General features: G+C 45.4%; 10 protein-coding genes. 5 read left to right on the forward strand and 5 right to left on the reverse strand.

All coding sequences use genetic code 11. The features are described from left to right. Positions 1-44 precede the first annotated feature (44 nt). Complete coding sequence (locus tag ACXAD8_RS13080) at positions 45-3,755, reverse strand: diguanylate cyclase (RefSeq protein ID WP_475229307.1); 3,711 nt, start codon at positions 3,753-3,755, stop codon at positions 45-47. 284 nt (positions 3,756-4,039) lie between these two features. Between ACXAD8_RS13080 and ACXAD8_RS13085 the strand changes: the two genes are divergently transcribed. Beyond that, positions 4,040-4,987, forward strand: coding sequence for a bifunctional helix-turn-helix transcriptional regulator/GNAT family N-acetyltransferase (locus tag ACXAD8_RS13085; RefSeq protein ID WP_475229310.1), 948 nt, complete (start codon positions 4,040-4,042; stop codon positions 4,985-4,987). Between the two features lie 58 nt (positions 4,988-5,045). On the opposite strand, the gene ACXAD8_RS13090 is transcribed toward ACXAD8_RS13085, so the two are convergent. Further along, complete coding sequence (locus ACXAD8_RS13090) at positions 5,046-6,353, reverse strand: dihydroorotase (protein ID WP_475229313.1); 1,308 nt, start codon at positions 6,351-6,353, stop codon at positions 5,046-5,048. Positions 6,354-6,469: 116 nt separating this feature from the next. On the opposite strand from ACXAD8_RS13090, the gene folE2 reads away from it, so the two are divergent. The 3 genes from folE2 (at position 6,470) to ACXAD8_RS13105 (ending at position 8,928) form a co-directional block, all read left to right on the forward strand. After that, positions 6,470-7,384, forward strand: coding sequence for a GTP cyclohydrolase FolE2 (gene folE2, locus ACXAD8_RS13095; RefSeq protein ID WP_475229316.1), 915 nt, complete (start codon positions 6,470-6,472; stop codon positions 7,382-7,384). Between the two features lie 71 nt (positions 7,385-7,455). Continuing rightward, positions 7,456-7,887 carry a TraR/DksA family transcriptional regulator gene (locus tag ACXAD8_RS13100; protein ID WP_475229318.1) on the forward strand — a complete coding sequence of 144 codons (432 nt, stop codon included), beginning with the start codon at positions 7,456-7,458 and terminating at the stop codon, positions 7,885-7,887. 330 nt (positions 7,888-8,217) lie between these two features. Next, the gene (locus tag ACXAD8_RS13105) at positions 8,218-8,928 is read left to right on the forward strand and encodes a hypothetical protein (protein ID WP_475229321.1); all 711 of its coding nucleotides are present in this window, start codon (positions 8,218-8,220) and stop codon (positions 8,926-8,928) included. Between the two features lie 87 nt (positions 8,929-9,015). Here ACXAD8_RS13105 and ACXAD8_RS13110 read toward each other — a convergent pair whose 3' ends face one another. Genes ACXAD8_RS13110 through ACXAD8_RS13120 form a run of 3 tightly spaced genes read right to left on the reverse strand, consistent with a single transcriptional unit; the run spans position 9,016 to position 11,931 of the window. Beyond that, positions 9,016-9,492 carry a GNAT family N-acetyltransferase gene (locus ACXAD8_RS13110; protein WP_475229324.1) on the reverse strand — a complete coding sequence of 159 codons (477 nt, stop codon included), beginning with the start codon at positions 9,490-9,492 and terminating at the stop codon, positions 9,016-9,018. A gap of 39 nt (positions 9,493-9,531) precedes the next feature. Then, a complete protein-coding gene (locus ACXAD8_RS13115; RefSeq protein ID WP_475229327.1) occupies positions 9,532-10,248 on the reverse strand; it encodes a LytR/AlgR family response regulator transcription factor in 717 nt (238 codons plus the stop codon). Positions 10,249-10,251: 3 nt separating this feature from the next. Next, entirely contained in the window at positions 10,252-11,931 is a 1,680-nt protein-coding gene (locus tag ACXAD8_RS13120) for a histidine kinase (RefSeq protein ID WP_475229330.1), read from the reverse strand. Between the two features lie 212 nt (positions 11,932-12,143). On the opposite strand from ACXAD8_RS13120, the gene ACXAD8_RS13125 reads away from it, so the two are divergent. Beyond that, complete coding sequence (locus tag ACXAD8_RS13125) at positions 12,144-13,382, forward strand: serine hydrolase domain-containing protein (RefSeq protein ID WP_475229333.1); 1,239 nt, start codon at positions 12,144-12,146, stop codon at positions 13,380-13,382. Positions 13,383-13,428: the final 46 nt, after the last annotated feature.

Genomic DNA, 13,428 nt, shown 5'->3' on the forward strand with positions numbered 1-13,428 from the left:
CAAAAAACAGTAAGCCACCTCCCGAAATGAGGTGGCTTTTTTATTTATTGCGCACTGTCCTGGCTAAAATGCCATTCATATTCGGCAGGAAAAGAAGTGATACAGCTAATACGTCCCTCGGAGCGCAACATATCAGGGTGTTTAAGTACCTGTTCGTAGATATCAGCTTCAATTAAAGACTGATTGGCGAAAATCGCAACCCAGGCATTTCGACCATTGTTTTTAGCGGCGTACAGAGCTCGGTCAGCGATATTGAGGCATTTTTGCCAGTTGATTTTACTAAAGTCACCGCTGACAAATGGCACAGTTACCAAGCCAATAGAACAGGTTTTTTGTAGCTCCAGATGCTCGTCAATAACAAAGTTAAAATCCTGAACGCCTTTGCGCAATCTCTCTGCCAATTTGGCCAGTTGACCTTCTTCTTCAATCTGGGCTACCACTACAAACTCTTCACCACCCAGTCTGACAACCCAGTCTGATTCGCGACACAGCTTGTGTAACAGCTCTACAAACTGCACCAATAGCTGGTCGCCGGCATCGTGGCCCCAGGTATCATTTACCGCTTTAAAATGGTCAATATCTAGCAATACAAATCCCAACTCTATTGGGGAGTTGTCGGCACGGGCGCGTTTAATTCTGGCCATTTCCACTGGCATTATATTTTCCAGGAAGCGGCGATTTTTCGCGCCAGTCAGCTGATCGGTCAGACTGATACGTTCAATTTCACTCAGGGCCGATTCCAGCTTGCTGTGAGACTCAGCATTATCCAGCGCAATGGCGGCGTAGGAAGCAACCTTTTGCAGTACATCCACATCATTTTGCGTGTAAGCATTTTGTTTTGGACTTTGCAGGCTGAGACAGCCGATGACTTTGTCATGGATAATCAGCGGCAAATAAATAATGGATTCCATAGCGCCACCAAACTTCGGTGACTGAATTTCTCCCAGGTAATCCAGTAATTCCAGTCTGTTATTGGTGATCAACGGGCTTTTATTCAGAACACACCATACCGCGGGGCGGTCTTTGTCAGATAATGCGTATTCCATGCTTTCATAGCGGGTATCGTTTTCTTTTAGAAACTGGACGTTAATTTGTTGTTTTTCTTCATCCACAAACCCCATCAAAAACACATTGCTATCAATGAGCTTGGCGACATGTCGGTAAACCGAGTTCATCACTTCTTCCAGGTCTAATGAAGAAGTGATGTCCTTGCCTATCTTACCCAGCAACTCAACATCTGCCGTGCGAGAAGCCACCAGCTTATCCAGTTCTTTTTTCTGTTGATTGAGCTTTGCCACCCGGTAGTTGTAAAAGCTAAATAAGACGCTCGACACCATTAACAAACCCAGTAAACGGAACCACCAGGTCTCGTACCAGGCAGGCCGCTGTAAGATATTCACGGTGAGCATGTTCTCGCTCCACACACCTTCCTTATTGGTACCACGTACCTGCAATTGATATTCACCTGGCTGTAGTCGTGAATAAGCGGCACGTCGGTTTCGGGCATCAGTCACAATCCAATTGCTGTCGTAACCCTGCATCTTGTATTGATACTGCAACAATTCAGGGCCGGCATAATCCAGTGCAGCAAACTCTACATAAAAACTCTCGACTTCCGGACCAATAATCAGTGGGTCGCTGTCAATCGGCGCTAATTCATCACTATCTCTGGCAATAGAAGTGACCACTAACTTCGGCTCATAACGCCACTTTTCATAGAGTTCAGGACGCACCAGTAAAATCCCGCGAGTCCCGCCAAACATCAGGGTGCCATCGCGCAATTTATAATTGCTGCCAATCCACATATTACCGATATCCCACCCCGAGGATTTGTTAATCCGGGTAAGGGACCAGTCGCCCGGATCAATAACACTATTTTGTATCCACAAGCGTCCCTGATCATCTTGCAACAATGTATTGCCCAGACTGTGACCCGGTAGCCCCACTTTGGCATTGATAGATTCAAATTCCGCCTGTACTTCGCCTAAATTCACTCCAGTTGGTTGCCAACTAACTAACCTGTCAACGCCCAGACTATTTACCAGGTAAAGCTCACCTTCGGCGCTGACCACAATATCAGTAATGAAATTGTCAGCTAATGCCTTGCCCTCCGGACTGGCCACCGGTACCACTTGCATACTGTTTTTGTCGGCAATGTACAATCCCTGATTTGTACCCACCCAGGCGTAATTATCAAATACCGCGATAGTTTCGATCACTTTGTCAAAATTAGGGTTTCGGGTACTAGCGTCTGTAAATCGGGTTAGTGTATCTGATTCGGCGTCCATCAGACTTAGTCCGGCGTCCGTCCCTACCCATAACCAGCGACTATCTTCGGCGAATAAAGTGCGAATCGTGTTATCTGCCAGTCCGGGGGTATCAACGTATTGTTTAAAACCATCTTTTTCAGGCAAATAACGAAACAGGCCATGATCTAACGTTGCCACCCAAATAGTGCCATCTGGCATTTGTTCAATGCTAAAAATATAGCCACCTTTTAAGGCCAGAGGATCCCCCAAATCAGGCCTGAAACCACGCATAACACCATGCTCTGGATGCAGCACATCGATACCGTTTACAAATGAACCGATCCAGATTTCACCATTTTCAAGCTCTTTAATGGCCCTGATATCGGGATGGGTTAAGGTGTTAGTTTTCAGGTGATTGGGACGCAGCGTCCGAAAGGCTTTATTGGCGGGATTAAAGCGATTTAACCCACCTCCCCAAGTGCCAATCCAGATGAGTCCGGCGTCGTCTTGCAAAAAAGCGCTAATATCGTTGAGAGTAAGGGTATTAGGTATGCCTTCCTGACGTTTTATATGTCGTTTAACCTGTAGCGTTTGCGCGTCAATCACTGCGACTCCGGCCCCGGCGGTCGCCAGCCAAACTTCTTCGCCAATCTGGATAACTTCATCAATCCAGGGGGCATTCACCTTCGTGGGATCGTCGGGATCATAAGGGATAGCTGTTACCGTTAAACTGCCTGGCTGTATCACGGCAGCACCTGAAGTAGTCGTGCCTACCCAAATCTGTTTTAAATGGTCTACCGACAGATTAAACACATTTTGTCCGGCAAATTCCTGCAACTCCAGACCTTGCCAGGTTTGACCGGCGTCCACAAAGGCCGGAATGGTCAAACGACAGAGGCCACTAGCCGTCCCCAACCACAATGCTTCATCAGCCTGAATGAGGGTGTTAATGCGCTCTTTGGCTAACACCTGGTTACAACCAGCTATCTGTATTATGCCCAAAGAGCGGCCATCTTTAGTGAAGATATTGACGCCCCCTCGGGTACCTAAGAAGACAAACTCTCCCATGGGATATATCGCTCTGACATCATTGTCAGCCAGGCTTAATGGATCTTCAAAGTCATGAAAATAAGAGGTAAATTGATTGCTGACGGGATCATAAATAGACAAACCATCCGAATAGGTGCCTACCCAGATTTTACTGTCTATTTCCACCAGGCTTTGAATATACTTGCCGCTGATAGCATGAGGGTTACCCGCCTGAGGTTGATATTTTTTAAACTGGTAGCCATCGAAGCGCACCAGGCCATTTTGCGACCCCAGCCAGATAAACCCGCGCTCATCTTGCATCATAGTGGTGATCACATCCACTGACAGATTTTCCAGTTCATCAAAAGATTCGAAATACCACTCGCCCAATTCAAAAATTTGGGAAGCGGATACCTGTCTGGAAAAAAGTCCCAGCCACACGAATAACATCGCACAGATGAGATGATGAATGCTCATAGAAAGCCGTTAGTCGCAAAATTAATAGTGATCAATAGCTATAGCCTACATCAAATATCGACTTCAGGAAATTGAACTCATCCTGGCAGGAGTTCAGTTCACCTATTAATTTTAACTGAACTCAGAATTTAGCCTGATTTGGTGCTACGTTATTGTAATTTAATGACATTTCAGCACAGTTAGCGACTAATCAGAAATTTAACCTAAAATTCCCCTTGCCATTTACGTAAGCTATTACGTATCATTTTACGTAATAACTTACATAAACCCAAAGGCAGCAAACTATGAAGACCATTGAAGAGTTGGGAGAATTGTTTCTGGGAACGCGCTTAAAGCGGCTGAGTGATAGCTTGTACGATGAAGTGGATAAAGTCTATGCCAAGCATAATATTCAGCTTAGCTCCCGGGTTACAGCAGTGATTTTTTTGTTGTATCAGGATGGTGACGCTGCAATCACTGAAATTGCCGAAGCATTGGGTATCACCCACCCGGCAGTCAATCAGATGAGCAAAAAGCTGCATCAGCAAGGTTATGTAGATACTCGCCCCGACCCGAATGACGAGCGTCGCCGCTTATTATCGTTAACCGAAACGGGTCAGCAATTGGTTCAGCAGCTCATCCCCATCTGGGAAAACCTGCAGTATTGCCTGGACGATATGCTGAAAGCCTCAGAACATCAGCTTCTGCCAGCCGTGTTGAATCTGGAACATCAAAGCCAGCAATTGGCTTTATCGGAACGCATTGTGGCCAGAGAAAAGCTCAAAACCGCTCACGAAGTAGAAATCATCACCTGGCAACCGGAATATGCTGATGATTTTAAGCGGCTCAACATTGAATGGCTGGAAAAGTACTTTTACGTAGAAGAATACGATAACGAAGTACTGTCTAACCCGGAAAAATACATTCTGGCCGACGGCGGCAATATTTATTTTGCCCGATATCGCGGTGAAATTATTGGAACGGTTGCCTTAATGGTCTCACCGGATGGCCGGGTGGAGTTGACTAAAATGGCAGTAACTGAAAAGTACCAAGGTCTGAAAGTGGGGCGTAAATTGATGGAATTCGCCATTGAACGCTTCCGAAATTTTGGCGGTAAGCTGCTGTTTTTAGAATCTAATAAGCGACTGACCCCAGCCATAGCGCTATACGAAAAAATGGGCTTTGTGCACAAACCCAGTCCGGCGGATTCTCATTACCAACGCGCCGATGTCTATATGGAGTTTGAAGCCTAGGTTGGGGTTTGGGTCCGGGAGCGTTTTCAGCGAACCTGACCCCATGCTATTTTTGACTTCAATCAGCCTGATAAACAATATCGCCATTCATCATAGTCAGAATAGTTTTTCCAAACAAAGATTCGCCAATAAAAGGCGAGTTCCTGGATTTGGAGGCAAAGAAGTCTTCTGTAACCACAAATTGGTTTTTTAGATCAAATAGGCACAAATCAGCTAAAGAGCCTTCAACCAAACGTCCACATTGAATATTAAACAATGCCCCGGCTTTCATGCTCATCAGATCTATGCAATCGGCTAAAGACAAGCGACCGGTTTTGACAAAACGGCTATAAATCAACGGAAATGCGGTTTCCAATCCGATAATGCCAAAGGGGGCTGACTCAATGTGTTGCGCTTTTTCCTCCGGAGCATGAGGAGCATGATCGGTAGCGATAGCGTCAATGGTGCCATCCAATAACGCTTGCTGACACGCCTTCATATCAGAACGGGAACGCAATGGCGGGTTCATTTTCCAGTTGGCGTTTAAGGTATTGTCAGCCTTTTCCGGAATATCCTCGTCACACAGCAATAAATGATGAGGAGACACCTCCACTGTTACCCGAATGCCCTTTTTCTTTGCAGTTCTTACCGCATCAATAGAGGCCTCAGTAGAAACGTGCAAAACGTGATAGTGAGCGCCCGTTTGTTCACTCAACAAACAGCCCCGCTCAACGTGAACTGATTCCGAAGCCGGATCAATCCCCTTAACATTGTATTTAGCGGCTACGTCCCCGGCATGGATACAGCCTCCATTGGACAGTGATTCATCTTCGGAATGATCCAGTACAGGCAAATCTAACTCAGCCGCTTTGGCTAAAGCCTGCTTAAACAGCGCTTCATCCTGCACCCCTTTGCCGTCATCAGTAATGGCAACGGCTCCGGCTTCTTTTAGGGCCGCAAAATCCGTCATTTGCTTGCCTGCCAGGCCTTTTGATAAAGAACCCGTCGGGTGAACCTTACAGATATTCACCGTTTTGGAACGATTGACCATTCGCGCGATTACGTCCGGATTATCCGCTGTTGGCGAAGTATTGGGCATAGAAATCACCTGGGTAAATCCCCCCTGCACTGCTGCCTTACTGCCTGACTCAATGTCTTCCTTATATTCCATTCCCGGCTCTCTGAAATGCACCTGAGGGTCCACCAAACCGGGCGACAAAAACAAGCCAGAAGCATCAATAACACGCTCAAATTGGCCTGCGGGTTTTTGTTCTGTAATGGACACAATTTTGTCGCCTTCCACGACAACATTTATAACGACCTCAACATCGCTGTTTCTTCCCAGTAAACGAGACAGGCTATAGGCATTTTTAATGAGGGTTTTCATGGTGATTAATTTACCTTTACTTTAATATTATGTGATAACATAACATTTTGTTTAATTTCTTGATACGCAAAACGTAAATTCAGGCAGGTAAACAACCTGGAAGATTAAGGCCCAAAATGCACAAAGACTCAAACCAACTTCCCGATATCACCAACCAAGCTCCGCAGAATGCTCAGACCAATTCACCGCTACAATGGGTAGGCATGGAGAAAATTGGATTACCCATACAGCTGCAACTCACCGACGATACCCTTATTTCTGCAAATGCTTCTGTAGACTTATTTGTTAGTCTGGATACGGCATCTAAAGGCATTCATATGTCCAGACTGTATCTCAAACTACAAGAAATCTTAGCGAATACACCTGTCACTTTGGAGAGTCTGAATACTCTGTTAGACGCCATGTTGCAATCGCATGTAGGGATCAGCCAATCTGCCAAAGTCAGATTGGAATTTGAAATACCTTTGCGAAAAAAAGCGCTGCTTAGCGAAAACTACGGTTATCAACTTTATCCGGTAGAAATTACTCAACAAATTAATGATGGCATGAGTAACACCGAGCTAAATATCACCGTGCCTTACTCCAGTACCTGCCCTTGCTCGGCATCCCTGGCTAACCAACTCAATAGCGAAGCCTTTGCCAACCAGTTTGGCGATGAAGTGATCAGTAAAAATGAAGCGGTAAACTGGATAGCCAACGCTGGTGCCGCAATGGCCACGCCGCACAATCAACGTTCCTACGCTTACCTGAAGTTGCGGCTTTCCCAGGGGCACTGGTTAAAGCTGGATGAATTCATTCAGTCCGTGGAACAGGCTATTGGAACACCGGTACAAACAGCAGTAAAACGTGAAGATGAGCAAGAGTTTGCCAGGCTAAATGGCGCCAATTTAATGTTCTGTGAAGATGCCGGGCGCCGGATGAAACACTTTTTAGGTGCACAGGAAAACCTGGCCGATTACTGGTTTAAAGTGGAGCACCAGGAGAGCCTACACGCCCACAACGCCGTGGTGATCCATCAGAAGGTTCGCTGAAGATTAAGCAGTTAAACAGACTGAGCAATAACGCTTTTAGCGAATCTGACCTCTTTCTATGGAGAACAACTATGCCAAATCGCAAACATACAACGCTGACACCGGTTGAGCAAAAGCTGGTTGAAGCCCCAGAAGCAGATTACATGAATGCTCAGCAACTGGCGTTTTTCAGGCAACGGCTCATTAATTTGCATGACTCCACCCGCGATCGAATTCAGGAAGCCAAAGATGAGATGCTGAGCCCCCCTGATTTGAGTGACGAAAGCGATCGGGCCTCCTGGGAAGAACAATGCGCTCTGACTATGCGTATTGTGGATCGCGAACAAAAACTCTTGCCTAAAATTCAGCAAGCTCTTGAACGAATTCGCTTGGGGAGTTATGGATACTGTATGGAAACCGGCGAGCCCATCGGTATTCCCCGACTATTGGTTCGCCCCACCGCTGAATACTGTGCCGATGTCAAAGTGTTCCAGGAGATGAAAGAGCACATGTATCGCAGCTAATACCTCAGGGTCAGGTTCGCTGAAAATTAAGACAGTTTAACGAGACACCCATAGTAATTTCATAAAGACAGTTTAACGAGACACCCATAGTAATTTCATAAAGATTAGGGTGGGTGTCCACGCAAATCAATTTCATAAAGATTAGGGTGGGTGTCCACGCAAATCAATTTGATTCCCACTACCAACACGCCGATGTCTATATGGAGTTTGAGGGTTAACAAAAAGTGTAAAAAGGGACAGAATCGCTGAAAAATTAGCCTAAAGTTTAATACCGCAATTAAACCGGGTGACCTATGTTTATTAAACACCCCGTAAATCTGGCGGTTTCAAATGAAAGCTCTGCTCACCTCAGCCTGGTTGTTTGCAGCTTTTGCCCAGGCTATTCCTGAATCGCGGCAATCTGCGCCACATATTGCTGCCTATTATATTGAGGGTGTTTTAGAGCAAGGTTTAGATCTTCCATATAATCAAATATTGAACACGCTTTTAGAAGAGCCTGAAATTGAATTCACCATGGATTTTTTGCATGGTTTAAGAGCCGCAAAAGTCTTTAAAGAAAAAAGTGTGGATTGCCTTTTTCCTGGCAGCAAAAAGCTAAACGATGAAGATATTCTTGAAAGCATTCCCATCTATGAAGCCAAAGCCTATTTTTTTGCAGAACAGGCAATAGGCGCAAGTGACCTGGTAAATAAAAACACAGCGCAGTTAAAAATCGGCTTTTATCGTGGAAACACCTTTGGCGGTAACCTCCATAAATTAAGCCATCACCAACTCATCTCATTAAACAGTGGTGCAGACCCCATGGAAATGATAGAAAAAGGCAGAATTAATGCCTTTCTCAATTACTTTCCAGATGCCATAAACCTTGTTCGCTCCGTTGAAAAGGGGTTACTGGTTTTTGTTGAGGAAGATCCTTTCTATGCCCAAAATGACAGCTTCCTATGCCATGCCAATCAGGAAAACCGAGACTTTGTCAATAAATTGAATCTGAAAATTAGACAACTTATCCAAACCGAGCAGCTGACCAGTTCTTTGTATTAAACAGGGGCCAGGTTCGCTGCAAACCCAGAAATCTAAACAGATTGGGTAATACCATTTCAGGAAACCTGCCACCTGCTCCTGGAGCTCTTAATTAATGGCTTTTACCATATGAATGATCTCGTTGGAAAATCCGTTGTAACGATAAAACTCTTTAGCCGATGTGTTGCTATCAAATACCTCCAGGTGTAACAATCGGCAGCCTTGTTGTTGCGCCCACAACTCAGCTTCCAACATCAATCGCTTTCCGATGCCATAACCTTGTGAGTCAGGTGTTACCGCAAGTAACGGTATAGTGGCGCAAGTTTCTCCTGATATGTCGTCCACTTTAGTGCGCACATGAACGAAGCCCGATGGGACACCTGCTATTTCAGCTATTATTGTTTTACTCACCTTTGAAGGCTTGTCTAACATTTCCTGAATATAGCTATCTTGCATTTTCTGCACAGACTCAGGGGAATGCCAGTCCAGTACAATTTTATCAGCCAGCACCTGCGATAAACTGTCGATAAAGCCTCTGTCTGCGTGTGTAGCGACTCTCAGCGTTACGTCCTTTTGTTCCTGCACCCTATCTCTCTCTATTTTTTGTTTCTTTAACCTGGCAATTCAGCCCGGTTCTCTGTGAATACCGTTTAATGTTTCCTTCAACTTAATAACCCGGGTTCTGCCCACAGGCAAGGAAACATTGTTTTCTAAATGTAATGTATACTTGGAGCCACTATCGGCTTGCAACGAGCCGATATAATTGAGGTTCACGATATACGAACGGTGAATACGCATAAAGTTTTCAGGAAGGACCTGAATCAACGCTTCGAGATTCTTTTCATGCAATAGCTCTTTGCCGTCACTAGTACAGATCTCACTGTAGTGGCCTGCCGCTTTAACAAAAATGATGTCTTCCACTGCCAGCATTTTTAGTTCATTGCGTTGCTGATAGGTCAGGTATTTACAATTGCTTTGATGCTGACGGTTTAACAGGCGCTGGATGGCAGTCTCCACCCGTTCCTGTGCAAAGGGTTTGGCTACAAAATCCAGAACACCAAAGTCAAAAGCTTCCAGAGCGCGATCCGAATTAGCGGAGACCACAATCGTCTGAAAACTCTTGCTCAGCTGTAGCTTCAGCAGTTCAAAGCCGTCCTGACCATTGAGGTTGAGATCAAGAAACAATGCATCGATACTGTTTTGTGCCAGATAATCTGCCGCGTCATCCAGGGTATTGAAACAGCGGATCTGAAAGCTTTTTCCTTCCAGCGACAGCCGGACAAAACGCTCCAGCCGTTTTGCCACCATAAATTCATCTTCCACTATCACTAATTTCAACAAAGCTTATTCACCTTTTTCTATGTGCAATGGATAGGATAATTTTGTTGTGCAAACACCTTCTGATTCCGACACTTCATAAAGCCATTGCTCTGCACAGGCTTCCCGCATTCTGGCGTGAATATATTTGGTTCCCGTGCCGGTTCGCATGGCAGTCACTGCTGATTCATTACCGTTACAGGCAAGCGGTGACAGAAAGGTCATTACAACCTCGCCCTCGTTTATCGTCTGGGAGATTGAAAATGTGATTGTCGCTCTGGTAGACGGATTGTGAGATATCGCATTTTCCACCATTGTCAACAACACTCCGGGCGGGATCAGGACACTTCGGTCAACTAACTGAGTCTTTAAACAAAACTGACTGTCGTTTCTGAACCCCATAATGCGCATATGATTTTCACACATAGCGATTTCTTCCTGCAGCGGAATCAACCTTTGAGCTGAAACTTTCGACATTAACCGGAATTCATTAGCCAGCGCCTGAATAAACTCAGTGGCGGTCTTGGGAGATTGCTCTATCCATTCTTCAATCGCGGTCAGCGTGTTCAGAATAAAGTGCGGTTGAATATTGCGCTTCACCAGTTCCAGCTCCAAACGGGCTTGTGACAACTCACTCTCTGTCAGCCTTACCTGCTGTTGTTTTAACTGCTGAGCCTGAATCATCAGAATAAATAACAGTAAGATAAAAGAAGATACAAAAAAGTATCTGTCGGTAAAGTCCAGTAACCCCAGAGAAATCGGCAACAAAAACAACACCAGACACACTAACAACCAACGGGCATAAACTATTCGCCGGTAAACCGCGATAGTCGCAGTAACAACAGACAAGACACTCGCGGAGAGAATTAACACCAAGCTTTGCACGTCAAAGCTGCTAATCACCAGTAAAACAAAAAGGCTGAGCACAGCAAACAAGGCCAGGATGCCATTTCGATATGCACTGGAAAAGCGCAGAAAGCTCTGAATATATAACAGTAAGCTCAGTGCTGATACAAAACTTAAGCCATTCACCAACCACAATCGATACTCATGCCAGTGATACAAGTAGCCCACTAAGCCGCGCCAGGACTCCACCAGCATCAACGCGAATAAACTTAAGGAAAATAGCCCGCTGTACAACAAATAGATCGGAGCCGACTTGTTAAAAAAGAAAGAATAGAATAAGTACAAAGCTATCAGTAAAGTGGCGCCCGACATTACCAGCGGTGTGATAGCTCGTTTCACACCAATTGTCAGTAAAACCTCGTAATCACCTAGAAATGACCACAGAAAGGACTCTTCATTTGGACCGGTTAACCTTGCAGAAGAAACCCGAAGTTCCAACAGGTGTTCTCCCACGCTGACATACTCAGGGGGGAGAAATAGCAAATAATCGATTTGCCCCGGTATTTCGCCCCGCTTATCAATCGCAGGCTGACCATTTTGACCTACGGGAATTCCATTCCAGCTCACTTCATACGCCCCCAACAAACTGACAAACAGCCCTGTGGGTTGCTCAAAAGGGGTATCAATCTGATATTTAAGGCGCAGCAGATACTGGGGCTCGCTTATCGGAAATCGTTGCCCAAATTCCAATCTTGACCAGCCTGTAGAAGGGGCCTGTCCGTCTATCAGCTTGCTGGCAGGCAAGTACTCTATTTCGCTGGGTGCGATTATATTATCAGCAAAGGCCAATGTGCTGAACAAGCAGCATAGCAAACACCCTATTAATCCGGCCCGTCGGCTCACCAAAGATTTCCCACCAATTCCTGATAGCCAGATAATAGCAATTAGCTGCCCACTTTACAGAGCAGTTCATGCACTCTGTGAGCAGTTCATGGATTAATCCACCAATCAGGTTAACTGTTGAGTTAGTTTGTCAGTCTCAAGGAACTTTTTACTGATGAGGTCATTAACCTATGAGACTTTTTTTAAAAGTAATATTTGTACTGCTACCACCAGCACTTTGGGGAGTATGGGTGTTTTTGGCTGCATTTGATGGTGCTTGGTTGCAACCGGTTGCGCAAAACCAGAAAGAATTTCAGTCCTATATCAGCGATACCATGCAAAGTCAGCTAAAAGGCAATGGCGCAGTGTTGTTGCTAAAAAACGGGAAAGTTGACTTTCAGTATTTTCAGACGGCACAGGCACATCAAGCCGACGGCTCGGAAATTGACGGCGACACCGGCTTTCCAGTAGCCTCCATGAGCAAATTTTTTGCGGCATTGGCGGTACACAAACTGGCATCGCAAGGGGCTTTTTCCCTGTCAGATCCAATAAATAAACACCTTAAAAGCTGGCAATTGCCAGTGAGTCAATTTAACAATGATAAAGTCACCATCGCCATGCTGCTTAGTCATACTAGCGGTTTAACCGATGGCCTGGGGTTTGGCGATTATCAGGCAAAAGAAATTCTGCCCAGTACTATTGAGAGCCTGAACAACCCCAGAGCCTCTGGTGGCGAAAAAGTGATTCAGTTGGGCATGCCTGCTGGCGAATCCTTTGCTTATTCAGGCGGTGGCTATCTGATGTTGGAGTTATTGGTTGAAGAAGTTACAGGTAAGTCGTTTGAAACATGGGTGTCAGACAACATTCTAAGCCCAGCCCAAATGAGCAACAGCGGCTATTACTACCTTGCTGAAAAAGGCAACAATTCAGGTTCTTACAATAATCATGGCCAGCCTGCTGAGGTATTTAAATATGCGTCTTCAGCAGCTACCGCACTCAATGCTTCAGCCTATGATATTGCAGCGATGGTAAAGCAACTGCGATCAAACCAGCAACTAACCAGTGCCTTACAACACCCCATGGGATTTGTGTTTGGCGAATCTATCTGGGGGCCAGGCGCCATGCATTATGTGCCAGTGGCAGATGGCGGCTATGTGTATGGTCACGATGGCAGTAATGACCCTGCGATTAATAGCAGTTTGCGCATTAATCCGGTTAGCGGTGATGCCTTTATTGCCCTGGTAACTGGCCATAGCATTTTAGCTTCAGAACTGGGGTACGAATGGACCTTATGGCAAACCGGTAAACCAGATTTCATCATGGTCGAAAAAGCCATCGCCAGCGCCCTGATGCCTTTTATTATCGGACTGGGAGTCTGGATTGTGGCAGTCGTAGTGTATTTCGTAACAAGAAAATTTAGAAAAAACTAATGCTTTTGCATGAGCTTTTATCGGGACACCCATGTTAAATTTTTCA

This window comes from Planctobacterium sp. AWH2_060 (assembly GCF_056158425.1).

Bases quoted from the DNA above. Each gene is read 5' to 3' on its own strand.
- ACXAD8_RS13080 (WP_475229307.1), bottom strand. From the start codon at position 3,755: ATGAGCATTCATCATCTCATCTGTGCGATGTTATTCGTGTGGCTGGGA.
- ACXAD8_RS13085 (WP_475229310.1), top strand. From the start codon at position 4,040: ATGAAGACCATTGAAGAGTTGGGAGAATTGTTTCTGGGAACGCGCTTA.
- ACXAD8_RS13090 (WP_475229313.1), bottom strand. From the start codon at position 6,353: ATGAAAACCCTCATTAAAAATGCCTATAGCCTGTCTCGTTTACTGGGA.
- folE2 (WP_475229316.1), top strand. From the start codon at position 6,470: ATGCACAAAGACTCAAACCAACTTCCCGATATCACCAACCAAGCTCCG.
- ACXAD8_RS13100 (WP_475229318.1), top strand. From the start codon at position 7,456: ATGCCAAATCGCAAACATACAACGCTGACACCGGTTGAGCAAAAGCTG.
- ACXAD8_RS13105 (WP_475229321.1), top strand. From the start codon at position 8,218: ATGAAAGCTCTGCTCACCTCAGCCTGGTTGTTTGCAGCTTTTGCCCAG.
- ACXAD8_RS13125 (WP_475229333.1), top strand. From the start codon at position 12,144: ATGAGACTTTTTTTAAAAGTAATATTTGTACTGCTACCACCAGCACTT.